26 protein-coding genes are annotated in these 26,273 nt (G+C 68.3%); 12 read left to right on the forward strand and 14 right to left on the reverse strand.

Translation table 11 applies throughout. The features are described 5' to 3' along the window. The first annotated feature begins 48 nt into the window (after nucleotides 1-48). Nucleotides 49-2,520 carry a DUF4394 domain-containing protein gene (locus QZ951_RS13205; protein WP_293001196.1) on the forward strand — a complete coding sequence of 824 codons (2,472 nt, stop codon included), beginning with the start codon at nucleotides 49-51 and terminating at the stop codon, nucleotides 2,518-2,520. Nucleotides 2,521-2,715: 195 nt separating this feature from the next. Here the strand turns inward: QZ951_RS13205 and QZ951_RS13210 are convergent, their stop codons facing one another. The 3 genes from QZ951_RS13210 to QZ951_RS13220 all read right to left on the reverse strand — a co-directional run bounded on the left by QZ951_RS13210 (nucleotide 2,716) and on the right by QZ951_RS13220 (nucleotide 5,424). Beyond that, nucleotides 2,716-3,438 (reverse strand): site-2 protease family protein, encoded by a 723-nt coding sequence (locus QZ951_RS13210; RefSeq protein ID WP_293001198.1) that lies wholly within the window; start codon nucleotides 3,436-3,438, stop codon nucleotides 2,716-2,718. Between the two features lies 1 nt (nucleotide 3,439). After that, complete coding sequence (locus QZ951_RS13215; protein WP_293001201.1) at nucleotides 3,440-4,414, reverse strand: DUF2167 domain-containing protein; 975 nt, start codon at nucleotides 4,412-4,414, stop codon at nucleotides 3,440-3,442. A gap of 194 nt (nucleotides 4,415-4,608) precedes the next feature. Further along, nucleotides 4,609-5,424: a crotonase/enoyl-CoA hydratase family protein gene (locus QZ951_RS13220; RefSeq protein ID WP_293001203.1), complete on the reverse strand. Its 816-nt coding sequence runs from the start codon at nucleotides 5,422-5,424 to the stop codon at nucleotides 4,609-4,611. A gap of 211 nt (nucleotides 5,425-5,635) precedes the next feature. On the opposite strand from QZ951_RS13220, the gene pmbA reads away from it, so the two are divergent. Both pmbA and QZ951_RS13230 read left to right on the forward strand, forming a co-directional pair. Beyond that, the gene (pmbA, locus tag QZ951_RS13225) at nucleotides 5,636-7,003 is read left to right on the forward strand and encodes a metalloprotease PmbA (protein WP_293001205.1); all 1,368 of its coding nucleotides are present in this window, start codon (nucleotides 5,636-5,638) and stop codon (nucleotides 7,001-7,003) included. A gap of 85 nt (nucleotides 7,004-7,088) precedes the next feature. Beyond that, on the forward strand, nucleotides 7,089-7,433 hold the full coding sequence (locus QZ951_RS13230) for a hypothetical protein (RefSeq protein ID WP_293001207.1): 345 nt from the start codon (nucleotides 7,089-7,091) through the stop codon (nucleotides 7,431-7,433). A gap of 56 nt (nucleotides 7,434-7,489) precedes the next feature. Here QZ951_RS13230 and QZ951_RS13235 read toward each other — a convergent pair whose 3' ends face one another. Genes QZ951_RS13235 through tsaD form a run of 3 tightly spaced genes read right to left on the reverse strand, consistent with a single transcriptional unit; the run spans nucleotide 7,490 to nucleotide 9,458 of the window. Then, entirely contained in the window at nucleotides 7,490-7,927 is a 438-nt protein-coding gene (locus QZ951_RS13235; protein WP_293001209.1) for a hypothetical protein, read from the reverse strand. Nucleotides 7,928-7,985: 58 nt separating this feature from the next. Continuing rightward, on the reverse strand, nucleotides 7,986-8,369 hold the full coding sequence (gene folB / locus QZ951_RS13240; protein WP_293001211.1) for a dihydroneopterin aldolase: 384 nt from the start codon (nucleotides 8,367-8,369) through the stop codon (nucleotides 7,986-7,988). Nucleotides 8,370-8,411: 42 nt separating this feature from the next. After that, entirely contained in the window at nucleotides 8,412-9,458 is a 1,047-nt protein-coding gene (gene tsaD / locus QZ951_RS13245) for a tRNA (adenosine(37)-N6)-threonylcarbamoyltransferase complex transferase subunit TsaD (protein ID WP_366943922.1), read from the reverse strand. A 151-nt stretch (nucleotides 9,459-9,609) separates the two neighbouring features. On the opposite strand from tsaD, the gene rpsU reads away from it, so the two are divergent. The 3 genes from rpsU to dnaG all read left to right on the forward strand — a co-directional run bounded on the left by rpsU (nucleotide 9,610) and on the right by dnaG (nucleotide 12,278). Beyond that, the gene (gene rpsU, locus QZ951_RS13250) at nucleotides 9,610-9,825 is read left to right on the forward strand and encodes a 30S ribosomal protein S21 (protein ID WP_293001215.1); all 216 of its coding nucleotides are present in this window, start codon (nucleotides 9,610-9,612) and stop codon (nucleotides 9,823-9,825) included. Between the two features lie 168 nt (nucleotides 9,826-9,993). Beyond that, nucleotides 9,994-10,440 (forward strand): GatB/YqeY domain-containing protein, encoded by a 447-nt coding sequence (locus QZ951_RS13255; RefSeq protein WP_293001218.1) that lies wholly within the window; start codon nucleotides 9,994-9,996, stop codon nucleotides 10,438-10,440. Nucleotides 10,441-10,520: 80 nt separating this feature from the next. Further along, nucleotides 10,521-12,278: a DNA primase gene (dnaG, locus tag QZ951_RS13260; RefSeq protein WP_293001220.1), complete on the forward strand. Its 1,758-nt coding sequence runs from the start codon at nucleotides 10,521-10,523 to the stop codon at nucleotides 12,276-12,278. A gap of 15 nt (nucleotides 12,279-12,293) precedes the next feature. On the opposite strand, the gene QZ951_RS13265 is transcribed toward dnaG, so the two are convergent. Then, nucleotides 12,294-12,737, reverse strand: coding sequence for a hypothetical protein (locus QZ951_RS13265; protein WP_293001222.1), 444 nt, complete (start codon nucleotides 12,735-12,737; stop codon nucleotides 12,294-12,296). 186 nt (nucleotides 12,738-12,923) lie between these two features. On the opposite strand from QZ951_RS13265, the gene rpoD reads away from it, so the two are divergent. Continuing rightward, a complete protein-coding gene (rpoD, locus tag QZ951_RS13270; RefSeq protein WP_293001224.1) occupies nucleotides 12,924-14,765 on the forward strand; it encodes an RNA polymerase sigma factor RpoD in 1,842 nt (613 codons plus the stop codon). Nucleotides 14,766-15,008: 243 nt separating this feature from the next. Here rpoD and QZ951_RS13275 read toward each other — a convergent pair whose 3' ends face one another. Together QZ951_RS13275 and QZ951_RS13280 are read right to left on the reverse strand one after the other, a co-directional pair. Then, complete coding sequence (locus tag QZ951_RS13275; protein ID WP_293001226.1) at nucleotides 15,009-15,407, reverse strand: cytochrome c; 399 nt, start codon at nucleotides 15,405-15,407, stop codon at nucleotides 15,009-15,011. An 8-nt stretch (nucleotides 15,408-15,415) separates the two neighbouring features. After that, a complete protein-coding gene (locus QZ951_RS13280; RefSeq protein ID WP_293001228.1) occupies nucleotides 15,416-15,742 on the reverse strand; it encodes a c-type cytochrome in 327 nt (108 codons plus the stop codon). A gap of 198 nt (nucleotides 15,743-15,940) precedes the next feature. Between QZ951_RS13280 and QZ951_RS13285 the strand changes: the two genes are divergently transcribed. The 3 genes from QZ951_RS13285 (at nucleotide 15,941) to QZ951_RS13295 (ending at nucleotide 18,930) form a co-directional block, all read left to right on the forward strand. After that, nucleotides 15,941-16,333 (forward strand): MAPEG family protein, encoded by a 393-nt coding sequence (locus tag QZ951_RS13285; protein ID WP_293001230.1) that lies wholly within the window; start codon nucleotides 15,941-15,943, stop codon nucleotides 16,331-16,333. A gap of 4 nt (nucleotides 16,334-16,337) precedes the next feature. Beyond that, nucleotides 16,338-17,885, forward strand: coding sequence for a Ppx/GppA phosphatase family protein (locus QZ951_RS13290; RefSeq protein ID WP_293001232.1), 1,548 nt, complete (start codon nucleotides 16,338-16,340; stop codon nucleotides 17,883-17,885). Between the two features lie 388 nt (nucleotides 17,886-18,273). Beyond that, nucleotides 18,274-18,930 (forward strand): AraC family transcriptional regulator ligand-binding domain-containing protein, encoded by a 657-nt coding sequence (locus QZ951_RS13295; RefSeq protein ID WP_293001234.1) that lies wholly within the window; start codon nucleotides 18,274-18,276, stop codon nucleotides 18,928-18,930. Nucleotides 18,931-18,954: 24 nt separating this feature from the next. On the opposite strand, the gene QZ951_RS13300 is transcribed toward QZ951_RS13295, so the two are convergent. From QZ951_RS13300 to fabR, 4 genes are all read right to left on the reverse strand, one after another. Continuing rightward, entirely contained in the window at nucleotides 18,955-19,641 is a 687-nt protein-coding gene (locus QZ951_RS13300) for a hypothetical protein (RefSeq protein ID WP_293001236.1), read from the reverse strand. Continuing rightward, nucleotides 19,638-21,950 carry an ATP-binding protein gene (locus QZ951_RS13305; RefSeq protein ID WP_293001238.1) on the reverse strand — a complete coding sequence of 771 codons (2,313 nt, stop codon included), beginning with the start codon at nucleotides 21,948-21,950 and terminating at the stop codon, nucleotides 19,638-19,640. Before QZ951_RS13305 ends, QZ951_RS13300 begins: the two co-directional genes overlap by 4 nt. Nucleotides 21,951-22,072: 122 nt before the next feature. Beyond that, nucleotides 22,073-22,555 carry a hypothetical protein gene (locus QZ951_RS13310; protein ID WP_293001240.1) on the reverse strand — a complete coding sequence of 161 codons (483 nt, stop codon included), beginning with the start codon at nucleotides 22,553-22,555 and terminating at the stop codon, nucleotides 22,073-22,075. Next, entirely contained in the window at nucleotides 22,552-23,250 is a 699-nt protein-coding gene (gene fabR, locus QZ951_RS13315; RefSeq protein ID WP_293001242.1) for an HTH-type transcriptional repressor FabR, read from the reverse strand. The genes QZ951_RS13310 and fabR overlap by 4 nt, the downstream gene beginning before the upstream one ends. A gap of 159 nt (nucleotides 23,251-23,409) precedes the next feature. On the opposite strand from fabR, the gene QZ951_RS13320 reads away from it, so the two are divergent. Both QZ951_RS13320 and QZ951_RS13325 read left to right on the forward strand, forming a co-directional pair. Beyond that, nucleotides 23,410-24,528 carry a ferredoxin reductase gene (locus QZ951_RS13320; protein WP_293001244.1) on the forward strand — a complete coding sequence of 373 codons (1,119 nt, stop codon included), beginning with the start codon at nucleotides 23,410-23,412 and terminating at the stop codon, nucleotides 24,526-24,528. 83 nt (nucleotides 24,529-24,611) lie between these two features. Continuing rightward, entirely contained in the window at nucleotides 24,612-25,751 is a 1,140-nt protein-coding gene (locus QZ951_RS13325) for an acyl-CoA desaturase (RefSeq protein WP_293001247.1), read from the forward strand. A gap of 84 nt (nucleotides 25,752-25,835) precedes the next feature. Here the strand turns inward: QZ951_RS13325 and mscL are convergent, their stop codons facing one another. Then, a complete protein-coding gene (mscL, locus tag QZ951_RS13330; protein ID WP_293001249.1) occupies nucleotides 25,836-26,246 on the reverse strand; it encodes a large-conductance mechanosensitive channel protein MscL in 411 nt (136 codons plus the stop codon). Between the last annotated feature and the right edge of the window lie 27 nt (nucleotides 26,247-26,273).

The raw sequence follows: 26,273 nt of genomic DNA on the forward strand, positions 1-26,273 counted from the left end.
GCGCGCGGCAGTGTGTGCTGCCCGCGAACACTTTCCAGGAGAAAAGCGATGGCCAAGCGTCAAATGCAGTGGTGTCTTGCAGCGGGTGTGATCTTCCTCGCCGGCTGCGACAACGATGCACCGTTCCTCCCGCCACCGCCCCCGACGCCGCCGCCGCCGGTCACCACCAACAGCTACATCGTCACCAGCGCCAATCGCCTGCTCGGCGTCAATCTGGCGACGCCGGGCACGATCGCCGTCAGCAACTCGATTACTGGCCTCGCCGCCGGCGAAACGATCGCCGACATCTCGTTCCGCCCGAATGACGGCCTGCTGTATGGCCTCGTCGTCGGTGCCGCCGGCGCCGGCCGCATCGTCACCATCTCGCCGACCACGGGCGCGCTGACCGCGGTGTCGACGCTCGTTGCCGACCCGACCGACACCACCGCGCCGTACACCGCGCTGAGCGGTGCCCGCTTCGGCATCGACTTCAACCCGGTTCCGGACCGCCTGCGCGTCGTGTCCAACACGGGGCAGAGCCTGCGCATCAACGTCGCGAACGGCGCCACGATCACCGACACGGCGCTCAACGGTGCCGCGACCGGCGCCACCGGTGCGGCGTACACCAATGCCTTCAATGCCGCGTGCCGCACGCAGCTGTTCGTGATCGACCCGGCGACCGACCGCGTCTACCTGCAGAACCCGCCGAATGACGGCGTGCTGAACTCGATCGGTGCGCTTGGCGTCGACGCGACCAGCGTCAACGGCTTCACCATCTCGACCAGCGCCACCGGCGCCAACACCGCGTTCGCCGTGCTGACCACTGCCGCATCGACCGGCGTCTACTCGATCAACACCGGCACCGGTGCCGCCACGCTGGCCTCGACGCTGACCCTGAACGCCGGCGAAAGCGCGATCGGCTTCGCGACCCGCGCCCAGACCGCCACGCCTGCCCAGGCGGCCGGCGAACTGTTTGGCCTGACCAACGCCAACGGCTATGTCACGTTCATGCGTGGCTCCCCGAACAAGCTCTGCACCAGCGGCGCCGTCACCGGCCTGCCGACCGGTGTCGACCTGCTCGGCCTCGACACCCGCCCGGTCACCGGCGGCCTCGTCGCGCTGGCCAGCAACAGCAGCCTGTTCACCGTCACCACGGCCGGCGTCGCCGCACCGCTGTGCCCGCTCGCCGCCGATCCGACCGACACCACGCTGCCGTTCTCGGCGCTGACCGCCGGTGCCAACTTCGGCGTCGGCTTCAATCCGGTTCCGGACCGCCTGCGCGTGACCGGCAGCGATGGCAGCAACCTGCGCATCAACACGACGCCGGCGGCCTCGGGCGCCTGCCTCGTGATCACCGACACCACCATCAGCGGCCCGGCCGGCACCGTGGCCACGGGCGCGGCGTACACCAACGCCATCCCGACCGCCAACGTGACCACGCTGTACGCGATCGACAGTGGCAATGATGCGCTGGTCCGCATCGGCGCCAACCCGGCGAACGGCATCGCCAACGATCCGGGCAATCCGAACAGCGGCGTCGCCGTGGCGATCGGCAGCCTCGGCATCGGCGACATCACCGCCGTCAACGGTTTCGTCATCGACGGCCGCAACAACAACGCGCTGCTCGCAGCCGTGGCCGGCACCGCGACCGGCTCGTCGGTGTACAACGTCAACCTGACCACGGGTGCCGCGACCTCGGCGGGCACTGTCGGCGGTGGCGCCGGCACGGCGGCGGCTCCGCCGCTGCGCGGTCTGGCACTGACCGGCGGCACGACGCTGAACGTCTACGCCGTCACCACCGACAACCGTCTGGTGTCGTTCAGCCAGGCCAACAACCTGTTCACGCCGAACGCGGTGGCCGATGTCGCGATCACCGGCCTCAGCGCTGGCGAGCAGGTGGTCGGCATCGACTTCCGCCCGGCCAATGGCCTGCTGTACGGCGTGAGCTCGCTGAACCGGATCTACACGATCAACACCTCGACCGGTCTGGCCACGCTCGCGTCGACGCTGGTTGCCGACAGCACCGACTTGACCGTGCCGTTCACGGCGCTGCCGGCCGGCGCCAACTTCGGTGCCGACTTCAATCCGGTGGTCGATCGTCTGCGCGTGATTTCGAGCACGGCCGCGAACCTGCGCATCAACGTCGCGAACGGTGCCACCATCACCGACACCGATCTGACGGCGACCAACCTCGTGGGCGCGGCGTACACCAACAACTTCGCGGGCACCACGGCCACGCAGCTGTTCGATGTCGACGCCACGACGCTGTACCTGCAGAACCCGCCGAATGACGGTGTCGTGACGGCGGTCGGCCCGCTCGGTGTCACCGCCAACGGCGACGTCGGCTTCGACATCACCGGCGGCGCCAACGGTCTGGTGTTGGCGGCGATCCGGACCGGTGCCGGCACGGGTCCGTCGGACCTGTACCGCATCAACCTGACCACCGGTGCTGCCACCCTGGTCAACGCCGGCGCCGGTGCCTCGCGCATCGGTCTGACGACGACGCAGCAGATCCGCAGCATCGCGATCGACGTTCGCTGACGATGGTCCCGGGTTCGCGGCGCATCGCGAACCCGGCATTCGAAGTCGCGGCTGACTTCGCCGCCTGACAAAAGGCCGATCCGCAAGGATCGGCCTTTTTCGTGGGCGATGCGTGTGCAGGCTCGCGCGAGCGCCGTGACGGTGATTCGCGTGCGATGCCGCGGGCGGAAGCGCCCGGCCCGTTCACCGCAGCGCTCAGAACGCGCGCGGCAGCTGCTGATGCAGTTCGAAGCACATGATCGACAGGAACGCCGCCAGCCCGAGATACAGCGCGGCGTAGGACGTGCGGGTTTCGGCGTCCACCGCGTAGTAGGTCTGCTGCTCCGGCGTGCGGATGCCGCGCCAGGCTTCGACGACTTTCGGCCAGGCCAGCAGCGCCATCAGGATCAGCAGCGGGCTTGGCCGCCAGAAGAACAGGCCGATCAGCAGCGGCGTGCCGAGCAGCCAGATGCGCGGCGAGATCACGGCCGTGATCCGGCCGCCATCGAATGGCGATACCGGAATCAGATTGAAAAGATTGAGGAAGAACCCGGCATAGGCCAAGGCCAGCAGCAGCGAGCTGCCGGTTTCCCGCGCGGCGTAGTAGCAGAGCAGCGCGCCGAAGGTGCCGGCCAAGGGCCCGGCCATGCCGATGTAGGCCTCGGTTTCCGCGTCGTGCGGCAACTGCTTGAGCTGGATCCAGGCCCCGACGAACGGGATGAAGGTTGGTGCGCCGACCTCCAGTCCGCGGCGGCGAGCCGCAAGGAAATGGCCCATCTCGTGGACGAAGATCAGCCCGACGAAGCCCGCCGCGTACCACCAGCCGAACAGGAACGAATACGCGACGACGGAAATCAGCATCGTCCCGCCCGTCAACAGCAGCTTCCCGAACTTCGCGCCCTTCAGCAGCAGAAACAGGCCTGACAGCAGCGCGGCCATGTCAGGCCTTGCGGCCGGCGAACACCTTGCGGAACAGGGCGGCGGCGCCGGCCAGCGCCAGCACGATGATCTTGGCGAACTTCGCGAAGAAGGCGCCGGCCAGTGCCAGCAGGCCAAGTTTCTTCGCCGCGATGCCGCCCACCAGCGCGGCAAGCCCGTATTCGGCGACCTTGTCGGTCGACGCATTGAAATCGGCGTAGCGCTTGCCATCGTCGAAGCTGACCGCCGACAGCAGGGTCCGCGCGGCCGGCTTCTCGTCCTCGACCTTCGACGCCGACGTGATCAGGTTCATCGAGATGTAGCCTTCGCGGCCGAGCACATAGGTGTTGTAGTTGACCGTGGCGTCGGAGCCGGGCTGGGCGCCGATGTCGCGCGCCTCCGCCGACCAGACCAGACGCTGCGTGACGGCGTCGTACGCGGGCGGTTCGACCCAGCGGGTGACCTCGATCGGCGGATAGCCGAGCTTCTCGCGGCGCTCGTTGTTCGCCTTCGTGCCGTCCTTCAGGTTCTGCAGCAGTTCGTCGGCCTTCCAGTGCTTGGCGTCGTCATCCTTGATGTAGCCGGCAGCGGCGAAGTCGACCGACATCAGCCACTGCGCGTCATCGTTGCCGACCGGAAAGATCAGGCCGATGAACTGCTCGCTGACGGAATTGCCGAGCGCTTCCATCAGCGTCGTCGCTTCCTTGACCGGCACGAAGCCATAACCTTCCGGCAGCGCGAGATGCGCCTGATCGCGCAGCGCGATCGACTGCGGTCCGCGCTGCAAGGCCGCGGCGGCCGCTTCCCACGCCGCCTCGGCCGGATTGCTGGCCGCGGCCGCGCCGTCATCCGCCGCGCGCACGTCCGCAAAGCCGCCAAGGCCCGAGAACAGGCCGAGCACCAGCATCGTCACCAGCGCGCCCGCGATGCGGCGCAAGCCGGGTCCGGCCGCTGCCCGCGGCTGCGCGGCGCCCGCGCGGCGGGCAGGAAGAGGCATTGCGTTCGATCGCTCCATGATTCGCTCCGGTGCAGCGTGGCGTCGCGCACCGGCAGAACGATGCCGGCGCGCGGGATGGGGATGCCCGGCCGGGCATCGGGGTTCGAGCATAGCGAGGCTCATGGAACTGCCACCGAGACGCCGGTCACGCTGGGCAACGGGCATCGCCACGGCAGCAGTGCCGCCACGCGTGCTCAGTCGGCAAAGGTCGGCGCGCGCTTCTGCAGGAAGGCGCCGACCGCTTCGGCGAGATCGTCGGAAACCAGCATCGCGGCGTTCCAGCCGGCGGCGTATTCCAGCCCTTCGGCCACCGTGTGATCGCGCGAATACAGCAGGTTCTTCTTGATGCCGCGCAGGGTCAGCGGCGACTTCGCGGCCAGACTTCTGGCCAGCGCATCGACATGCGCGTGCAGCGCCTCGGCGGTGGCGAACGCTTCGCTGACCAGCCCGATCTTCTCGGCCTTGGCACCGGTGAAGGTCTCGCCGGTGTAGGTCAGTTCGGTCAACCGGCCGTGGCCGATGATCGGCGCCAGCCGCTGCAGGGTGCCGACATCGGCGACCACCGCGAGATCGACTTCCTTGATGCAGAACTTGGCGTCGACGGTGGAATAGCGCAGGTCGCAGGCCGAAGCCAGATCGACGCCGCCACCGACGCAGGCGCCCTGAATCTCGGCGATCACCGGCACCCGGATGTTCTCGATCGCGGTCAGGCTGTTCTGCGCCCACAGGATCCAGTCGCGCAGGCTTTCGCGCGCGCGCGCCGGGCAGCCCGGCTTCAGCACCTTGGCCGACAGCGAATGGAGCACTTCCAGATCGATGCCGGCGGTGAAATGGCGGCCGGCACCGGTGAGGATCACGACCCGCACCTGCGGCTGCGCGTTCAGCCACGCGGCGGCCTGCGGCAGCTCGGCCCACATCGGCTCCGACATCGCGTTGGCCTTGTCCGGGCGATTGAGGATCAGCCGCGCAACCGGGCCGTCGAGTTCGATCTTCAGGGTCGTGTAGTTCATGGGCGCTTCGAGGGAGTCGTGTGGAGTGCGGCCGGCGGCGTCATGTGCGGCCAGCGGATCGAAGCTTGAACAGGTCGCGCCCGAAAAACAAGGCAGGCGACTTCGATCAAGCGGCTGATTTTGCTTGCCTTTTCATTTGCGCTCGACGGCCGGCCACGGCTCGCTGCGTCTTCCTTTAATCTCGCGATCTTCCCCCGCCGATCCGAAGGCCATGACCGCATCCCTGTCCGCGCAGACTCCCGCTCCGCATCTGCCGGACGCCCGCGACCTCGAGCCGCGCCTGCTGGCCGCGCTGGATCTCGCGAAGTCGCTCGGCGCCAGTGCCGCCGAAAGCAATCTCGGCGTCAGCCGCGGCCTGTCGGTGGCGGTGCGCCAGGGTGAGGTCGAATCGGTGCAGTTCCAGCGCGACCGCGACCTGTCGATCACCGTGTTCTTCGGCCAGCGCACCGGCTCGGCCAGCACCACCGATCTGTCCGATGCCGCGCTCCGGCGCACCGTTGAAGCGGCCTGCGCGATTGCCCGCGTCGGCGGCGAAGACCCGGCCGTCGGCCTCGCCGATCCCGCGCGGCTGGCGACGCATTTCCCGGACCTCGATCTCTACCACCCGCACGTGGTCGAGCCGGACGCCGCGATCGAGCGCGCGCGCGAATGCGAGGCGGCCGCGTTCGCGGTCGACGCCCGGATCACGCAGTCCGAAGGCGCGAGCGTCGACACCCGCGAATCCCTGAGCCTGTACGCGAACACCCACGGCTTCGTCGGCCGTCGCCGCGCCACCGACTACAGCCTCGGCTGTGCCGCGATCGCCGTCGACGGCGATGCCATGCAGCTCGGCCACTGGTACAGCAGCTCGCGCCGCTTCGACGATCTGGAACCCGCCGCCGCCATCGGCCGCCGCGCCGGCGAACGCGCCGCAGCGCGGCTCGGCGCGAAGTCGCTGTCGACGCGTACCGCACCGGTGCTGTTTCCGCCGGAAGTCGCGCGCGGGCTGTTCGGCCACTTCATCGGGGCGATTTCCGGCGGCGCGCTGTATCGCCGCGCCAGCTTCCTGCACGGCAAGCTCGGCGAAACCGTGTTCGCCGAACGCGTCACCGCACGCCAGCGGCCGTTCCTGCCGCGCGCGGCCGGCAGCAGCGCCTACGATCAGGAAGGCGTGGCCACCGTCGAACGCACGCTGGTCGACCGCGGCGTGCTCGGCGGCTACCTGCTCGGCAGCTACAGCGCCCGCAAGCTGGGGCTGGAAACCACCGGCAATGCCGGCGGCGTGTTCAATCTGGTGATCGACTCGACCTTCGACGGCGGCCTTGACGCGCTCGCCCGGGAGATGGGCACCGGCCTGATCGCGACCGATCTGATGGGCCAGGGCGTCAACACCGTCACTGGCGACTACTCGCGCGCCGCCAGCGGCTTCTGGGTCGAGAACGGCGTGATCGTGCATCCGGTCGAGGAAGTGACGATCGCCGGCAATCTGGCCGCGATGTACCGCGCGATCGCCGCGATCGGCAGCGATGTCGACACCCGCGGCGGCGTCCGCTGCGGCTCGGTGCTGATCGAGGCGATGACCATCGCCGGCGAAGGCTGACCGTCATCGAGAATCGCCGCATCGGCGTTATCCTTCACCGAGACCGGCCTGCCCCCGAGGCCCGCTCCCACTTCAGGAATTCCGCGTGATCCGACCCGCCTCCCTCATCGTCCTCGCTGCCGCGCTGGCTCTTGGCGGCTGCGCCTCGCGCGCCGTGCGCGACTGCAACGCGATCGCCGGCTCCGACTGGAAGGCGCTGTCCAGCGCGCCGCCGGACCGTCAGGAACTGCTGACCCGCGCCAACCTGCCGAGCGAGTCCGACGTGCTGTGGTACGGGCAGGGCAGCGACAAGATCCTGGTCTGCGATCCGTCGAACAGCCTGGTCAATCCGGGCTGCGGCGGCTCGCAGGCCTACCAGTTCGAACGCGCAAACGGCGCGTGGACCTCGAAGGGCGTGCTGCTGCCGGTGTGCAAGCTGCCGCCGACCTGAGGCGCGGACGCCGCGCCGGATGCCCTGCGCCGGCATTCGGCGCAAGACGTGATCGATCAGGCGTCGCCGGTCTTCTTCGCGGCGCGCTTGCGCGGGGCCGCCTTCTTCGCCGGAGCCTTCTTCGCCGCGGACTTCGCTGCCGTCAGCTTCTTCGCGGGCGGTTTCGGGCTCGGACTCGGGGACGGCTTGGGCGTCGGCGCAGGTGCCATCCGTTCGGCCGCGTCGCGGGTTTCCTCGAGATTCTCGAACTGATCCGAAATCAGCTGGCCGATCTCGCGGTTGATCCGGCGGATGGCGTCGTAGACCACGCCGATCGTCTGCCGGTGCTTCTGCTGCAGGCCGGTCGCCTCTTCCTTCAGCAGCCCGGTCTGCTGCAGCGCCTCGAACGGCAGATCGGCGATGTACTCGTGCACGGCCTGCACCGAGGTCGCGCCGCGGTCCACGGCTTCCTGGATGAAGTCCTTCAGCAGCTCGATGCGTTGCAGTTTCTTCATGGCGCAGCTCGGGTCGGGGGCCGGGGCGATCAGGATAACCGGCGCCAACGCCGGCGGCTCAGCGCACGCCGCAGGCCGCGTAATCCTCGCGGCGACGGTCGATCCGCACGCCGACGGTCTTCGCCGCATCGACCGCGCCCGGCTTGCCGATGGTCATCCGCAAGGTGGCGATCGGAAAGCGCTCGAAGATCATCCGCGCCACGGTCTCGGCCAGCGTTTCCAGCAGCTGGAAGCGGCGCTCGCTGGCGAGCCTGATGATGGCGTCGGACACCGCGCTGTAGTCGATGGCATCGCGAATGCGGTCGCTGGCGGCGGCTTCGCGGATGTCGGTACCCAGTTCCAGGTCGAACAGCAGCGGCCGCGGCGCGTTCTGTTCGTAGGCATGCACGCCGATGATGGTTTCCACGTGCAGCGCGTGGATGAAGACGGTGTCGAGAGGCATCGAGTGATCGTGAACGGGAAGGAAAGGGAAACGGGGCCGGCGTCAGACCGGCACGGCGGGATCGGCGACGCCCGGCGCGCGCAGCTCCTGCAGCGGCCAGCGTGCTCGCGCCGGCAGCCCGCGCGCGGACTCGCCGGCCGACAGCCGCGCCCAGCCGGCATACGCGATCATCGCGGCGTTGTCGGTGCAGAACTCGGGGCGCGGAAAGTACAGCGCCGCGCGGCGGCGGTCGGTGGCCAGCTTCAGCCGCTCGCGCAGCCGGCGATTGGCACCGACACCGCCGGCGACGATCAGGCTCGACAGCCCGGTCGCGTCGAGCGCGCGTTCGCACTTGATCGCCAGCGTGTCGGTCACCGCTTCCTCGAACGCGCGCGCCAGATCGGCCTTGGCCTGATCGTCGAAATCGGGCTTGAGCTGGGTCAGCACCGCGGTTTTCAGCCCGCTGAAGCTGAAATCGAGCCCCGGGCGATCGGTCATTGGCCGGGCGAAGCGGAATACACCGCTGTTGCCGCGCGCCGCGAGCTTCGCCAGCTCCGGGCCGCCGGGATACGGCAGGCCCAGCGCCTTGGCGGTCTTGTCGAAGGCTTCGCCGGCGGCGTCGTCGAGCGTTTCGCCGAGGATCTCGTACTGCCCGACCCCATCGACCCGCGCCAGCATCGTGTGGCCGCCGGACACCAGCAGCGCCACGAACGGAAACTCCGGCCGCGGCGATTCCAGCATCGGCGCCAGCAAATGGCCTTCGAGGTGGTGGATCGGAATCAGCGGCAGGTCCAGCGACTGCGCGAGCCCGGCCGCGAACGCGCCGCCGACCAGCAGCGCACCGATCAGCCCCGGCCCGGCCGTATAGGCGATGCCGTCGAGGTCCGCGGCGTGGAGCCCGGCCTGCTTCAGCACGGCCGCCACCAGCGCCTGAATGCGGCCGACATGGTCGCGCGCGGCCAGTTCCGGCACCACGCCGCCGTACTCCGCATGCATCGCCGCCTGGCTGTGCAGCACGTGCGCCCGCAGGCCGTGCTGACCGTCGTAGATCGCGGCGGCGGTTTCGTCGCAGGAGGTTTCGAGACCGAGAATGGGGCCGAGGACTTTCATCAGGCCGGTATTCTGCGACAAGTCGCGTCCGCCGCGTTGCGTTGCGGCAGACGATTGACTAGACTTTGCGCCCCTCTGATCCGTCCGACGAATCCGAGCGCCACGATATTTTCCCTTTGGCCTGCTGTAGCCCGATGTTGAGAGTGATCTGATGCCGAATGTCCGCGTCCGCGATAACGAGCCCTTCGAAGTTGCCCTGCGTCGCTTCAAGCGCACCTGCGAAAAGGCCGGCGTTCTGACCGACCTGCGCAAGAAGGAATTCTTCGAAAAGCCGAGCCAGGAACGCAAGCGCAAGCGCGCTGCCGCCGTGAAGCGTCAGGCCAAGAAGGTTTCCCGCGAAACCTCGAAGCAGGTGCGGATGTACTGAGCCGGCTGGCGGTCGAGCGTCATCGCTCGCCGCCAACCCCGATGTCGCGCCTCTCGGCGCGCGTAGCTCGGTGATCCCGTTGTCCATGAATCGCGCCTACAGGGCGCGATTTGTGTTTTGTCCGTTTTGCTGTCGATCCCGTTTTCGACTCCGTTCAGGAAGCCCGCCATGTCCGACCTCCGCAACCGCATCACCGACGACGTGAAAGTGGCGATGAAGGCCGGCGACAAGGCCCGCCTCGGCGTGCTGCGCATGCTGACCTCGGAACTGAAGAATCGCGAGGTCGTCGATTCGGTTGAAGTGACCGACGCCGTGGTCATCGCCACGCTGGAAAAGATGCTGAAGCAGCGCCGCGATTCCGAATCGCAGTTCCGCGCCGGCAACCGGCTGGACCTGGCCGAGATCGAAGCCGCCGAAATCGTCGTGCTGACCAGCTATCTCCCGCAGCAGCTGACGGATGACGAAGTCGGCGCGCTGATCTCGCAGGGCATCGCCGAAACCGGCGCTGCCGGCATGAAGGACATGGGCAAGGTCATGGCCTGGCTGAAGCCGCAGGTCGCCGGCAAGACCGACATGGGCAAGCTGTCGGGCCTGATCAAGGCCAAGCTGGGCTAAAGTCCCGGCTCGCCGTCCGGTCGAGCCGCAGGTCTGAGGCAGTCGGCGTCCGGGACGGCGCTGCATCGGTCAGGCCAATCATGTCCCGCATTCCAGACTCGTTCATTCAGGACCTGCTGACGCGCGTCGACATCGTCGAAGTCGTCGGCTCGCGCGTGGAACTCAAGCGCGCCGGCCGCGAGTACAAGGGCCTGTCGCCGTTCACCAACGAGAAATCGCCGTCGTTCTTCGTCAATCCGGCGAAGCAGATGTTCTTCGACTTCAGTTCGGGCAAGAACGGCACGGCAATCACCTTCCTGATGGAAAACGATCGCCTGACGTTCGTCGAGGCGGTCGAGGAACTGGCCAAGCGCGCCGGCGTCGACGTGCCGCGCGAAGGCGGCAACGACGCGCCGCGGCTGGTGCTCGACGGCCCGCTCGATGCGCTGGCCGTGGCCGAGAAGTTCTACCGCACGCAACTGCGCACGCATCAGCCCGCGATCGACTATCTGAAGAAGCGCGGCCTCGACGGCGAGACCGCCAAGCTGTTCAACATCGGCTTCGCGCCGGAATCCTGGGATGCGCTGACCCGCCTGTTTCCGGAAGCCGACGGCCAGCGGCGCCACGCGATCGACGCCGGCCTGCTGATCGAGCGCGACGGCAGCGACGCCCGCGGCAGCGGCGCCTACGACCGCTTCCGCAACCGCGTGATGTTCCCGATCCGCGACACCCGCGGCCGCACCATCGGCTTCGGCGGCCGCACGCTCGCGAACGATCCGGCCAAGTACCTGAATTCGCCGGAAACGCCCCTCTTTCACAAGGGCCGCAACCTGTTCGGCCTGTACGAGGCCAAGCAGGCGACGAAGGCCGAGCTGCCGTACCTGCTCGTGGTCGAGGGCTACATGGACGTGGTGATGCTGGCGCAGCACGGCATCCGCAATGCGGTGGCGACACTGGGCACGGCGACGACGCGCGAACACCTGACCCTGCTGTTCAAGTCGACCCAGCGCGTCGTGTTCTGTTTCGACGGCGACCGCGCAGGGCGTTCCGCGGCCTGGCGCGCACTGGAACAGGCGCTGCCGGAGGTGTTCGACAACCGCGAATGCCACTTCATGTTCCTGCCCGACGGCCACGATCCGGACTCGCTGGTGCAGGAGATCGGCGAAGCAGCGTTCCGCGCCCGCATCGAGCAGGCGCAGTCGCTGTCGGATTTCCTGCTGAGCGAACTGCAGAAGCAGGTCAACATCGCCACGCTCGATGGCCGCGCGCGGCTGCCCGGGCTGGCACGGCCGCATGTCGAGAAACTGCGTAATGGCCCGCTGCGGGCGCTGATCGTCGATGAACTGGCGCGGCTGACCCGGCTCGGCCGCGCCGATCTGGAAGCGGCGCTGGTGTCGAAAGCCAAGCCCGAGGCGACTGCGTCGCAGCCCACGGACGGCGGTCGCCGGGTCGAGACGCCGGGCGCAAAGCCGGTGCGGCTGGCGCTGCAGCTGCTGCTGGAAGCGCCGGCGCTGGCGGCGCAGGTCGAGCATCTGGGCCAGCTCGAAACGCTGAATCAGCCGGGGCTCGACATCCTGATCGAAGGCATCGAGTTCTTTCGCGAAAACCCCGACGCCAATGCCGCGCAATGGCTGGAAATGCATCGCGGCACGCCGCGCGGGGCGGCGCTCGGCCGGATCAGCGCGATGCCGCTGACCATCGCCGGCGAATCGCTGGCCGAGGAATTCCTCGACTGCATCGCGCTGCTGCGCAAGCGCGCGATCCGCGAGCGCCAGCAGGCACTGCTCGATGCCGCCCGCGAGCGGCCGCTGGAACCGGCCGAGCAGGCCGAACTGATGGCGCTGATGCAGCGGCCGTGAGCCGCGGGCCGTCGCTCAGTTCGAACGCTCGCTGCGCACGTTCAGGTCAGCCAGCGCCCAGCCACTGCTGAGCAGCCGGAACTTGAGCCGCCAGCGCTGCTCGCCACCGGCATAGCGCAGGCGGTAGTCGCGAACGATCGTGCCGGGGAAGATGGTGACGTCGACCGGCAGCAGCTGCGCCGGCGGCTGTGGCGCGCCGAGCACGGCAGTCTCGGCAACGATGCGGCTGCGGCTGGCCTCGACGATCGCCGGCAGCGCCGGATCCCGCGGCGAAGCCAGTGCCACGGCGGCGGCGAACGCGTCATCGAGCCTGCCATCGGCCGCGATTGAGACCAGCGCCAGCCCGGCCGCCGTCATCGCCGATTCGTCACGGGGCGCAGCGGCGAGCGGCAGTGCCAGCACGCAGCCGAGCACGCTGGCGGCAAGGCGGTGCGAACGCTTCGGCAGGCACGGGGTCATTGTCAGGGTCCTCGCTCGTCGGTTCCTCGCGATTACGGGAGCCGGCACGCGACGGATGCGCGGTGCTTGCATGACTGGCCGCCGGCCCCACCTTGCCGGTCTGGCTGGCCGAAAAGTGGCCAGTTCCGGTAAACTGCGCAGTTCTTGACCGGTTCATGCGCGCCGGTTCTACACAAGAGTATTCAGATGGCAGCAGCTGACCAGCAATCCCAGATCAAGAACCTGATCGCGCTCGGCAAGGAAAAGGGCTTCCTGACCTTCGCCGAAGTTTCCGACAGCCTGCCGGAAATCGTCGACTCGGAGCAGATCGACGACGTCATCACGATGATCCAGGGCATGGGCATTCCGGTCCATGACGAAGCCCCGGACACGGAGGCGCAGCTGTTCAGCGAGCCCGCCGTGGCCGCGGCCGAAGACGACGAGGAAGCCGCCGAAGAAGCCGCTGCCGCGCTCGCCGCGAGCGACTCCGAATTCGGCCGCACGACCGACCCGGTGCGCATGTACATGCGCGAGATGGGCTCGGTGGAACTGCTCGATCGCGAAGGCGAGATCCGCATCGCGAAGCGCATCGAGGAAGGCCTGGGCGAAGCGCTGTACGCGATGGCCAGCTACCCGGAAACGGTCGCGATCCTGCTGGAGCAGTACGACAACGCCATCAACGGCAAGAAGCGTCTGGCCGAAGTCGTGGTCGGCTTCTTCGACCCGAACGCGCCGGTGCCGGTCGCCGAAGAGGCGCTGCCGCCGGAAGTCGCCGACATCGAGCCGGAAGTGGTCGAAGGCGCGGAAGACGAGGAAGAGGAAACCGTCGACACCGGTCCGGATCCGGTCCTGTGCGCGGAAAACTTCGCCAAGCTGCAGGCGCTGTACGACGAGGCCTGGGATTCGCTGCTGCGCCTCGGCACGTCGAGCAAGAAGACCCAGGCCCGCCGCGCGGCAGTGGCCGACCTGATCATGACCTTCCGCCTGTCGCCGAAGATCGTCGTCGAAGTCACCAACAACCTGCGCAACAAGGTCGAGCTGATCCGCTCGATCGAGCGCAGCGTGATGCGCATCTGCTGCGTGGAATGCGGCATGGCGCGCGATGAATTCCTCGCCAAGTACCGCGAAGGCGGTGCCTCCGATCTCGCGTGGCTGGACAAGGCGATCCGCGCCAAGCGCAAGTATTCGGCCGCGCTGGCGACGAAGAAGGACGACATCAAGCTGCTGCAGGATCAGCTGACCCAGATCGAGGGCGACAACCTGCTGTCGATCGACGAGATCAAGGACATCTACCGTCGCATGACGGTCGGTGAAGCCAAGGCTCGCCGCGCGAAGAAGGAAATGGTCGAAGCCAACCTTCGCCTCGTGATCTCGATCGCGAAGAAGTACACCAACCGCGGCCTGCAGTTCCTCGACCTGATCCAGGAAGGCAACATCGGTCTGATGAAGGCGGTCGACAAGTTCGAATATCGCCGCGGCTACAAGTTCTCGACCTACGCCACGTGGTGGATCCGTCAGGCCATCACCCGTTCGATCGCCGATCAGGCGCGCACTATCCGCATCCCGGTGCACATGATCGAGACGATCAACAAGCTGAACCGCATCAGCCGCACGATGCTGCAGGAGATGGGCCGCGAGCCGACGCCGGAAGAACTGGCGGTCAAGATGGAAATGCCGGAAGACAAGGTCCGGAAAGTCCTCAAGATCGCCAAGGAACCGATCTCGATGGAAACCCCGATCGGCGACGACGAGGACTCGCATCTCGGCGACTTCATCGAGGACACGGCGGCCGTGTCGCCGCTGGAATCGGCGACCTCGCAGAGCCTCGCGGAGGCCACGCACCAGATCCTCGCCAGCCTGACGCCGCGCGAAGCCAAGGTGCTGCGCATGCGCTTCGGCATCGACATGAACACCGACCACACGCTGGAAGAGGTCGGCAAGCAGTTCGATGTCACCCGCGAGCGGATTCGCCAGATAGAGGCGAAGGCCCTGCGCAAGCTCCGGCATCCGTCGCGAGCGAACTACCTGCGAAGCTTTCTGGACGAGTAGACCGCGATGCCCGGGGCCAATAATCCCGGGCGTCCATCCGGTGCGGAGCGCCCTTCCGGTTCGCCATGACGCCCGCATTCATCGACCCGCGCTCGTTCCTCGACGAACAAGCGCAGGGCCTGATGCAAAGAACCCCGCTGCAGCGGGGTTTTTTTGTGTCTGCCGCGCGCAATCGCCGGCGAGCGACCCATAAAAAAGCCGGCCCGCCGCTTGCGCGAGGGGCCGGTTCTGAACGACGGCGGCTTACTTCGCCGCGGTCGCCTTGGCGCCACCTTCCGGCGACACGGTGTACAGCACTGGCTTCTGGCTCGAGTACCACACGGCCAGCGCCTTGATGTCGGCATCGCTGAGACCGACGGCCTGACCCGCCATCACGGCGTTCTTGCGCGCGCCACTCTTGTACGCGTGCAGCGCCACTTCGATGTAGCTGCGGTGCTGGCCGGCCAGGTTCGGGAACAGCGGTGCCGTGCTGACACCGACTTCGCCGTGGCAGGCGGCACAGACGGCCACCTTTTCCGGCTTGCCGCCCGGGGCGACAGCGGCGGCGGCCTTGCCGTGGTCGGCGGCGGCTTCTTCGGCGATCGCCGGGGACAGCGTGGCAGCGAATGCGGCGGCCACGACGAACGAGGAAAGCGTCTTCATCATCGGGCTCACTTCTTTTCCGGGGCCGTGGACAGGTAGGCGGCGATGTCGGCCATGTCCTGGTCGCTCATGCTGGCGGCCTGGGCGTGCATCGTCGAATGCGGACGGTCGCCGGACTTGTACGCCTGCAGTGCCGCGACGATGTATTCCGGGTGTTGACCGCCGAGCTTCGGCACGTGGTAGGTCGGATAGGCATTCGTGTAGTTCGGGATGCCGTGGCAGCCGTAGCAGGTGTAAGCCTTGACCTTGCCGGCGGCGGCATTGCCCGCGGCGTTCGCCGTGGTGCAAGTCAGGGCGGCGGTGAGGGCAACGAGGCCCCATCGCGCGAAAGTCATCTGGGAATCTCCTGGGATCTTGGCGGTGCGCGAAGGCTGTCGCACAACCCCGATATGCTCCGCGAATCCGGGGCTTGCGTCAATCAAGCAGCGTCTATCGGCAGGCCTGCGGCGGGCCTCGAACCACCGGATTCCGGCAGTGGTTCAGCTATAGTTCCGGCAGTTCCGCCCCCCCTTTCGCGCCTCGCCGGCCTCGCCATGCAAATACCCGTGACCGCCGCCTGCGCTGCCCTGTGCGGCCTGCTGATCCTGACCCTCGGCGTCCGCATCACCAAGCTGCGCCTGCAGCACCGGGTTGCGCTCGGCGACGGTGGCGAGCCGGCGCTGATGCGCGCGATCCGCGTGCACGGCAACACGGTCGAATTCGTTCCGATCTTCCTGATCCTGTCGCTGTGCTACGAGCTGTATGCCGGCGCCAACTGGGCGCTGATCACGGTCGTCGCGCTGTTCCTGCTCGGCCGGCTCAGCTTCGCCGTGGGCCTGAGCCTGTCGCTGCTGCACCCGCTGCGCCGCGTCGGCGCGGCATTGTCCTATCTGACCCTGCTGCTGATCTCCGTGCTGCTGCTCGCAGCCGTCGTGACCCAGTTCTAGCCCCGTGCCGCGCTCACCTGCCGCGAAGTCGGCATCCGCCAGCCGACGCACCGCCAAGCCGGCGACCCAAGCCGGCGAAGTGGCTGCGGTCGACCTCGGCTCGAACTCGTTCCACATGCTGGTGGCGCGCGACAGCGGCGGGCAGCTGCAGGTGGTCGATCGCCTGCGCGATGCCGTGCGCCTCGCGGCCGGACTCGACGCCCGGCTGATGCTGAGCCTCGACGCCGAAACCCGCGCGCTGGCGTGCCTGAAGCGCTTCGGCCAGCGCCTGCGCGGCATTCCGGCGGACCGCGTGCGCGTGGTCGGCACCAACACCATGCGTCGGCTGGCCGACGGCGGCAAATTCATGCAGGCGGCCGAAAAGGCGCTGGGCCACGAGATCGAAGTGATCTCCGGTGTCGAGGAAGCGCGCCTGGTCTACAGCGGCGTCACCCACGGTCTCGGCAAGCCGAAGCCGCGCAGGCTGGTCGTCGACATCGGCGGCGGCTCCACCGAGCTGATCATCGGCCACGGCGCCATGCCGAAGCTGATGGAAAGCACGGCGCTCGGCTGCGTCACCCATACCCAGCGCTTCTTCGCCGATGGCGTCGTCACCCGCGCGCGGATGCAGGAAGCGCGGCTCGCGGCGCGGGTGGAACTGGAATTCGTCGAGCGCCAGTACCGCGCCGCCGGCTGGGATGTCGCGATCGGCGCCAGCGGCACCGTGCGCGGCGTCTGGCGCGTGGCCCGCGGTCAGGGCTGGGCCGACGAGGCGATCACCCGCAGCGCCGTCAACCAGACCGTGGAACTCGCGATCCGCGCCGGCAATGCCGCGAAGTTCGACTTCCCCGGTCTGCGCGACGACCGCCGGCCGGTGTTCGCCGGCGGGCTCGCCGTGCTCGCGGGCGTCTTCGACAGCCTCGGCATCGAAGCGATGGAAACCTCCGAGCACGCACTGCGCGAAGGCCTGATCTACGACCTGCTCGGCCGACTGTCGGACAACGACGTGCGCAGCCGGTCGGTCGAGGCGATGGCGACGCGCTACGGCGTCGACCGCGAGCAGGCACGCGATGTCGAACGCACGGCGCTGAAGCTGCTCGAGCAGGTGCACGCAGGCTGGCAGCTCGATCGCGAAGCGGCGACACGCCTGCTGCGCTGGGCCGCGCTGCTGCACGAGATCGGGCTGGTGATCGCGCACGAGGGCAGCCATCGTCACGGCGAATACATGCTGCGCCACGCCGAGCTGTTCGGCTTTTCGCAGACCGATCAGCGCCTCGTTGCGGCCCTCGTGCGGCTGCAGCGCGGCAAGTTCGCGCAGGGTGCGCTGGATGACCTGCCGCTGTCGTGGCAGACCCCGATCCGTCGCCTCGCCGTGCTGTTCCGGCTGGCGATCGTGCTGCATCGCTCGCGCGCGCCGGGCCTGCGCATTCCGTTCGAACTGAGCGCCGCCGGCAAGCAGGTGCGCCTGGAACTGCGCAGCGGCTGGCTCGACAAGCATCCGCTGACGCGCGAAGACCTCGAACAGGAAGCCGATCATCTGGTGGCCGCCGGCTTCAAGCTGCGCTTCGGCTAGCGGCGACGCTTCCACCCGATTTCGCGCCGGCCGCACCGACAACGCGCTCGGCGCTCGCGCCCCGCGGCAGGCGAATGCAGCGATGACCCCCAAAAACAGGTCAGCCGACGCCCGATGCGCGTCCGGACGGGGAGCATCCATCGTCGGCGGCAATCGGTAACGTTCGGGCGGCTGAGTGTTTTTCCGTCCCGAATCCGTGATTCGGGACGGCTTTTAGTGACCCGCGCACCGCTCGCGGGGGCATCCGCGCCATGGACCGACGCGGCGGTCGCCACGGCGTGTGATCGCGATGGTCGATCACCGTGCAGAGGCCCGTTGCCACCCTCCCCGTCGTTCCGAATCGGTTCCGGACGAAATTGCTCGTCGCCCGTGCGCCCCGCCCTCCGGCATGCCGATTCCATCACTGTTCTGGCTCAAGTTCCGTCGCCTCTGCCAGCGGCATTTCGGCGGCGACGATCTGCATGCGCAGATCGACCGCATCTTCGCGCCCACGGCGACGGTCGCCCGCAGCGATCAGGACCATCGGCTGGCGGCGCTGTTCTCGACGCTCGGACATCGGCCGAACGCGGTCGAGTGCGGCTTCCTGATCGGCACGCAGATGCCGGTGACCGCGTACGGCGCCGCCTCGCTCGGGCTGCTGACGGCGCCGACGATCGGCGACACGCTGCAGTTCATTGCCGACCTCCCGCGCGCACGCCTGCCACTGGTCGAATTCGGCTTTGACACCACCGCGTCGGAGGGCCGCTTCACGATCCGCTTCCGCTGCCCGATCGACCGCGAAGCCGAGCGGCTGATCGTCGCGCTGTTCATCGCCGCGATCGAATCCGAACTGGCCCGCCGCAGCGGGCGCATCGGCAATTTCGCGGGGCTGGAGTTGACCGCAAGCTCCTGCGGCACCGAGCCCAGCTATCGCAACTGGCTGGGTCGCGTGCCGAGCACCGATGCCGTGATCAACACGCTGGTGTTCACCCGCGCCGTGCTCGACCTTGCCAACACCTACGCCGACCGCGAGACCTTCGACAGCATCCGGACAGCCGCGATCTAGCGTGCTCGCAAGTCGAGACGACGATCAGTCGTCGAGCAGCCCGTCCTGACGGGCGGCTTCGTTGAGTTCGAGCTTGGTGCTGGCCGGGCGACCGGCGGCGGCGTACTTCACCTTGACCCGGTTCAGATATTTCTTGGCCGTGTCCGGCTTGATAGCCAGGGCTTCGGCGACGCTGTCCAGCGTCAGCCCGGAGGCGTACAGCACCAGCACGCGCTCTTCCTGCTCGCTGAATGCCGGGCGCGCCGCATCGCTGGCGATGACATTGGCCAGATCCGGCGTCGTCCAGTGACCGCGACCGAGCACGGTCCAGATCGCGGCCACGAGATCGGCCTCCGAATCGCGCTTGCCGACCACGCCGCCGACGCCGGCGCGAATGGCGCCGCGGATCAGGGCCGGCGACGCCAGCGCCGAGATCACCAGCACCTGGATGCCGGCACGGATCACTGCTTCGATCTGCTCGGGTGCCGCACTCGGGCCGCGTTCGACCATCAGATCCAGCATCAGCAGTTGCGGACGGTCGGCGGCGGCGGCGCCATCGAGCCAGGCCATGAACGCCGGCAGCGTCTCGCCGGACCAGACCACGCGCAGGCCGGGCTGCGCGGCCACCAGCTCCTCGCTGCGCTTGCGCTGCAGCAGGTGGTCCTCGACCACCGCGACGTTGGCCCGATACGGGCGCGGCGGTTCGCCGAACGCTGCGTCGTGTTCCTTCATGTGCTTCCTCCGGGAGCCGCGATTTCGACCCAATCCTGCTGGCCCAGCGTGCGCGCGGTGATCAGGCGGACGGGATGCCGGATCAGGGCCTGCAAGCGCACCAGCTGCGGTGTCGGCGCGACCAGCGTCATCGTCGAACCGCGGGCGGTCGGGAACAGCGATGTCGTCAGCGCGGTGCCCGATGGCAGTGCCCCGACGACGCGCAGCAACGTTTCGCCGAACTGATCCGCGTCGTCGGCCGTCGTGTCGGCCGCGCCGGCGCGCACCGTCAGCCCGATGCCGCACTGCCGGGCACGATTCAGCGCCCGCGCGAACCAGCTTCCCATCTGGATCAGTTCCGGGTCGAGCAGCGACAGCTGGCGCAGGAAGGCTTCTTCCTCGGCACAGCGCTGGCGAACCGCCGGATCCAGCGGGTCGACCGCGCCGAGCCCGATCGCGCGCAGCAGGTCGACCGACTGCTCCAATCCGGCATCGCGCCAGCGCTGCCGCGATTCGGCCGCGGCGTCGATGGCGATCATCTGCAGGCCGACGGCGAACGTCTGCTGCTGCGCCTGATGGGCGCGCGTGGCGACGTCGGTCAGCCCGCGGATGAAACCCGCGACGCCCGACGGCAGGCCAAGGCCGACCAGCCCGGCCACCGCGATCACGATCGCGGCCTGTGGATCGAGGGGCGCCATGGCGGCGGTCAGCGCTGCCGCCGTCAGTGCATAGACGGCGAAGTCCAGCGCCCGGATCGCGCGCGGCAGCGGTGCAATCAGCAGCACCAGCAGCGGGCCGGTCGGACCGACGGCCTGCCACAGGAACGGCAGGGTCCGGCCGAAGCCGACCGCCCAGGCCGACAGCACGAAGGCCAGCGGCCCGGCGATGATCAACGCGAACACCGTGGGGGCGGACAGCCGCGCCTGTTCGCGCTCGCGCCAGGCCAGCCCGCAGGCGATCGCCGCGACCAGCGCCATCAACCATTCCGGCGTGGCTTCGCCGGGATGATTCAGCGCCGCCAGCGCGACTCCGACCGCGACCAGCCCCGCCGACAGCGCGAACACGACGCGGGTTCGAAGCTGGTGCAGCAGTTCCTCGAGCGTGCAGGCCCGATGGCCATCGGCGTCCTGCGCGGCGGGCGGCGGTTCGAAGTCGTAGGTCAGCGTGATCGCGGTGCCGCGGCCCGGCGCGCTGTCGATGGCGGCGGCGATGCCGGCTTCGCCGGTGCGCTGCAGGATCGAGCGGGCGACACCGCTGCCGCCGCCGCGGTCAGGCGGCATGCCGACGCCGTGATCGCGAATCGCCATTCGCAGCCCGGTGGCGGTGCGGGTGACCGCGACTTCGACGTCTTCCGCACCCGAATGCTTGGCCGCGTTCTGCACCGCTTCGCCGGCCGCCCGACTGAGCGCCTGCAGCACCGGCGTCGGCAGCCGCGCTTCGACGTCCGCCAGCGCCGCTCCGCTCAGCCCGACATGGCGCACGCGGATGCCGACCGGGCGGATCGCGTCGCGCAGGCCGGGACGGGCGGCGAGATCGTCCCCGCGCGCGCTGCGCAACGCCTCGATCGCGGCGATGTCGGCGAGACAGCGCTGCCGCACCGCGTCGACATCGTCGATCGCCGCTCCGCCGCTGGCGATGGCGCCGAGCGTGTTGATCGCGGTGTCGTGCAGCACGCGGGCATCTTCCGCCGACTGATGGGTTGCCGCCTTGCGGGTCGTCAGCGCTGCGGTCCGGGCCTCCAGCGCGCGCGCCTCGGCATCGGCGGCGTCGGTGTAGTCGACGACGTAGGACACGCCGATGCGGGTGGCCACGGTGATCGCCAGCAGGGTCACCGCCACGCCGGGCACCAGCGCCAGACCGGCCCACTCCGGGCGCACCAGCACCATCGCGGCCGGCAGCAGCACGGTCGCCGCCAGCGGCGTGCGCCACGCGCTCCGGCCATTGAGCAGCATCACCGGCAGGGTGCTGGTGAGGTTGCACATCCAGCAGGCTGCGAACAGCAGCGGGCTTTCCGGCGTCGGCGACTGTGCCCAGTCGGCGACGAACATCGCCCACGCGCCGGCGATCAGCGGCAACTGCCCGCGCCCGACGCGCAGCACCGCCACCGCGCAGGCGATGATCGCGAGATGCCCGGCGACCAGCGCGAGCGCCGGTGCCGCGAGGCCGAGCGAGGCCAGCGCAATGACCGCCGTCACCAGCTGCAACGCGATCATGCCCAGCGCGAGCCCCCGGACGATCGAGGCTTCGAGGCTGCGGCCGGCCCAGCCCTTGTCGATCTGCTGGTTGCGCGGATCGCGCAGCCGCCGCAGCAGCGTGTGCCGGATGCTCATGCCGGGGTCGTGGAACGTCGCTGCCGTACGCCGGCGATGGTGCCAGCGACGCTCCGGGCGCTGAAGTCAGGCATGGGGTTCAGGCTGCGCATCGAACCGTGCGTGCCGCCGGGCCGGGCCGCTCATTCGCCGTCCAACGGATCCTTCGGCGCAAAGCGGTCGAGTCGGTCGCGGGCGTGGAAATAGCGCCAGACCTGGCCGCTGTCCCAGTCGTAGGCGCCGAGATAGAGCGGCGCCGGCTCGGCGCAGGCACCGTTCGTGATCGCGCCGGAACGGGTATCGACCGACCAGCGATCGTGATCGCTGACCAGCATCAAGGTGTCGCGATCGCAGCGGTACAGCGAGGTTGTCGCGTGTTCGGCGGCGTCGACCGACAGCACCTGCGGGGTGCGGCCGGTGCCGGCGCGCGCCAGCCACGCGGCGCGCGTGAACCGCGGCGGGTCGTCCGCGTTGCGCGTGATCGACAGCTTCAGACTGAGGTCCTCGCCGAGCTTGAACGTGGCGGCGTGGCGCGACGACAGCCAACTGTCGCAGCCCGCAAGCAGCGCCAGTCCCGCGACGGCCGCGACACCGGACCGGCGCCGTCGGCCGGCGACCGCGATCACGGCTCGCCCTTCTCCGCGTCCTCGCGCCAGAGCTGGGCGCCGAAGAAGATCACCCGCAGCTGCTTGACGAAGTTGTCTTCCTGCGCCCGGGCCAGCTCGGCATCGCCCGGCGGCAGGTCGAGGATGTCGGTCGCGGCGTTCAGCATGGTGTTGACCACGAGGCCGCAGATCATCTGCAGCGATTCCGGCGACAGGTTCGGGAAGATCTGCAGGTGCCGCAGGTCCTGCGTCATTTCGGCGATGAACTGCTCGACCTCGTTGCGGATCGCACCGCGAATCACCGGCGAACCGCCGCTGCGCTCGCCGGCGACGAACAGGAAGTGCAGGCGATTGGTCAGCACGAACGCCTTGTAGACCTGCACCGAGCGCCGAATCATGTCCTTCACCGGCGCGCCGGCCCGGCGCGCCTCGCGCAGCATCCGGCGCAAGGTCAGGCCGCTTTCCTCGACCAGCACCAGCCCCAGCTCGTTGGTGTCGCGGAAGTGGCGGTAGAACGAGGTCGGCACCACGCCGGCGACGCGGGTGATCTCGCGCAGGCCGAGGCTGTTGAAACTGCGGCCTTCGTTCATCAGTTGCAGCGCCGCGTCGATCAGCGCGTCCCGCGTCCGTTGCTTGCGCTGGCCCCGGAGCGGCAGCGCGCTTTCCTCGGGTTCCGGCGAGGCCGGTTCGGACGGTTGGCGACTGCGCAGACTCATGATGGTTCCTGATTTTCGACGCGCGATGGTAACAGCGAAATCCCTGATCAAACAGACGTGTAGCGCAGCGCGGTGAACATCGACGGATTTTTAGTGCACAAGTGTTGACTTACGAATTCGTTTGAGTGAACATGTGTGCACACATCGAGGAGCCCCGTCATGTCTGCCACCGCCCCGCGTCCGTTTTCGCTTCGCAACAGCCTGCACCGCGCGCTGCGTTCGCGGCTGGCATCGACCCTCGCCTACCCGCACGGCGTCGACCGCTATGTCGAGCATTTCGCACCGACGTTCTCGCTCAGCGAAGTCCGTGCCGAAGTGGTCGCCGTGCGTCATCAGACCGCCGACAGCGTGACCTTGAGCCTGCGCCCGAACGGCAACTGGCAGGGCTTCCGCGCCGGCCAGTACGTGCGCCTGACGGTCGAGATCGACGGCGTGCGCCGCATTCGCTGCTACTCGCCGGCCAACTCGGTGCACGCCACCGACGGCCTGATCGAGCTGACCGCCAAGACCCACGCTGGCGGCTTCGTGTCGAAGCATCTGAAGCAGGGCCTGCGCGCCGGCATGACCGTGGGCCTGTCGCAGGCCGAAGGCCGCTTCGCGCTGCCGGATGTGCGCCCGGCGCGCGTGCTGCTGATCAGTGGTGGCAGCGGCATCACGCCGGTGATGTCGATGCTGCGCACCTTGATCGACGAGCAGTACCGCGGCGCGATCACGTTCCTGCATTACTCGAACGCCGCGAAGGACCAGATCTATGCCGCCGAACTGGCCGAGATCGCCGCGCGGCATCCGAACGTCACCGTGCTGCGCGGCTATGCCGAAGCGCAGCAGGGCGGCGAACTCGAAGGCCTGTTCTGCCGTGCCCACCTGAACGCCGTGCCGGATTTCGGCGAGGCCGAAGCCTTCCTCTGCGGCCCGCCGGGCATGATGAAGGCGGTGCAGGCGCTGTGGGCCGACGAAGGCCTGAGCGCGCGCCTGCATGTCGAGCACTTCTCGGCCGCGCCGGTCGTCGTCGACAGCGCCAACGCCGATGGCGACGTGCAGTTCGCCCGAAGCGAGCGCTATGCGAAGAACACCGGCGCCACCCTGCTCGATCAGGCGGAAAGCGCGGGCCTGAAGCCGGAATCCGGCTGCCGCATGGGCATCTGCCACGCCTGCACCTGCGTCAAGAAGGCCGGCCGCGTGCGCGATACCCGCACCGGCGAGATCAGCGATGCCGGCGAGGCCGAAATCCAGATCTGCGTCAGCGTGCCGGTCGGCAGCGTGACGCTGGACCTGTAAGCCACCGACTTTTCCGTCCGGGCCCGTTGTCCGGACGTTCCAAACACGTCGCACCCGCCGCAATGACCTCAGAGGCTCAAGCCATGACCGCCATTCAGAAGAACACGTTCAGCACCCTGACCCCAGCCCAGTTCGCCGCGATCGGCAGCGACCTCGATGCCATCCGCAACCGCGTCCGCGCCGACCTTGGCGAGCGGGATGCCACCTACATCCGCACGCTCGTGAAGCGCCAGCGCCAGTTCGAAGTGGCCGGCCGCGCGATGATGATGATCCCGCCGGTCTGGGCCGCGGGCGTGGCTGCGCTGTCCGTGTCGAAGATCCTCGACAACATGGAGATCGGCCACAACGTCATGCACGGCCAGTACGACTGGATGAACGATCCGGCGCTGCACTCGAAGAACTTCGAGTGGGACAGTGCCGATACCTCGAAGAACTGGAAGATCACCCACAACTACGAGCACCACACGTACACCAACGTGCTGAACAAGGACCATGACATCGGCTACGGCCTGCTGCGCATGTCCGAGGACCAGAAGTGGGAGCCGCGCTTTCTGGCCAACATCCCGCTGACCCTCCTGCTGCACACGTTCTTCCAGCACTTCGTGGCGGTGCAGAACCTGAAGCTCGAAGACGTGACCGTCTACCGCACCAAGACCACGGCGCAGCTGAAGGAAGAGTTCAAGCCGGTCTGGAAGAAGATGCGCAAGCAGCTGGCGAAGGATTACCTGCTGTTCCCGGCGCTCGCCGGCCCGCTGGCGCCGATGGTGTTCACCGGCAACCTGCTGGCCAACCTCGCGCGCAACGTCTGGGCCTGTGCGGTGATCTTCAACGGCCACTTCCCGGAAGATGTCGAGCAGTTCCCGGAGTCGGTGATCGAGAACGAGACCCGTGGCCAGTGGTACGTGCGCCAGCTGCTCGGTTCCGCGAACTTCAGCGGCGGCCGCCTGATGCACATCATGAGCGGCAACCTGAGCTTCCAGATCGAGCACCACCTGTTCCCGGACATCCCGGCGCACCGCTATGCCGAGATCGCGCCGGAAGTCCGCGCGATCTGCGAGAAGCACGGCCTGCCGTACAAGACCGGCTCGTTCGCGCAGCAGACCTTGAGCACCTGGAAGCGCATCGCCAAGCTGTCGCTGCCATCGGGCAAGAGCGGCAAGGTGTCGCAGCGCATGGCGACCGTGTCGACCCCGGCACCGGTGGCAATGGCGATGGCGGCCTGATCGTCGACCGCTGTCGGCGCTGCAACTGAAAACGCCGGCCCGATCATTCGGGCCGGCGTTTTCGTTTGCGGCGGGTCGCTGAAGCTAGTTGCGCTTCAGCAGATCCCGGATTTCCGCGAGCAGCTTTTCCTCGTTGCTCGGACCCGGCGGCGGCGGTGGCGGCGCGGCGGCCTCGGCCTTCTTCAGCGAGTTGATCGCCTTCACCACCATGAAGATCGCGAACGCGACGATGATGAAGTTGATGATGGCCTGAATGAACTTGCCGTAGGCGAGCAGCACGGCCGGCGTCTTGCCGTCTTCCGAGGCTTCCTTCAGCACGATCGCGGCCTTCGAGAAGTCGACGCCGGCGGTCAGCTGACCGATCACCGGCATGATCACGTCACCGACCAGCGACGTGACGATGGTGCCGAACGCGGCACCGATGACGACGCCGACGGCCAGATCGACGACGTTGCCGCGCATCGCGAAGTCCTTGAATTCCTTGCCGATACTCATGCTTTGCTCCTTTTTCCTTGAGGGGAC

The sequence above is a fragment of the Nevskia sp. genome, from assembly GCF_021732705.1.
GTDB lineage: Bacteria > Pseudomonadota > Gammaproteobacteria > Nevskiales > Nevskiaceae > Nevskia.